The sequence below is a fragment of the Bacillus sp. JJ864 genome (genome assembly GCF_036963045.1).
Classification (GTDB): domain Bacteria; phylum Bacillota; class Bacilli; order Bacillales; family Bacillaceae_G; genus Bacillus_A; species Bacillus_A pseudomycoides_C.
Map to the genome: position 1 here is coordinate 2,869 of NZ_JBALLY010000218.1, position 621 is coordinate 3,489.

Sequence of the window (621 nt, forward strand, 5' to 3'; positions counted from 1 at the left end):
AATCAACACGCCTGATTTTTTTCAAAAGATGGTGATTTAAAATGAGTAGACTATTATTAACCTCTAACGGCTTCTTTACAGAACAAATCAAAAAACAATTTTTACAACTAATTGATGGAGAACTTAGTGACTTAAAAGTTTCAATTATAACTACAGCCTCTCCTCTCAAAGAAAACAATCAATATGCAAGAAAAGCAAAAGAAGATTTTATACAGATGGGATTTCATACGATTGATTTTATCGATATAGAATATGATGAACCAGAAACTCTTAGAAAATATGATGTTATTTATATTACCGGAGGAAATCCATTTTATTTGTTATATCATATGAAAAAAAGTAGTTGTGACCTAATTTTAAAAGATTTAGCAAACAAAAATGTTGTTATAGTTGGAGTCAGTGCTGGTGCAGTTATTCTTGGCCCAAATATCGATATTGTAAATTACTTTACACCTCAAATGAATGCAGTACATTTAAATGATTTAAATGCATTAGGATTAATAAATACATAGATTTCCCCTCATTATGATAGAGAAGATCTATTTCCTGATACTACTGGAAGAACAATTGAAGACCGATTAAATGCTTTTGAAACTTTAAATAAATGTACTATTATAAGAG

General features: G+C 28.5%; 1 protein-coding gene. It reads left to right on the forward strand.

Going from position 1 to position 621, the window contains the following annotated elements; all coding sequences use genetic code 11:
- Positions 1-41: 41 nt before the first annotated feature.
- Complete coding sequence (locus V7024_RS23290; RefSeq protein ID WP_335524396.1) at positions 42-512, forward strand: Type 1 glutamine amidotransferase-like domain-containing protein; 471 nt, start codon at positions 42-44, stop codon at positions 510-512.
- Positions 513-621: the final 109 nt, after the last annotated feature.

Bases quoted from the DNA above. Each gene is read 5' to 3' on its own strand.
- V7024_RS23290 (WP_335524396.1), top strand. From the start codon at position 42: ATGAGTAGACTATTATTAACCTCTAACGGCTTCTTTACAGAACAAATC.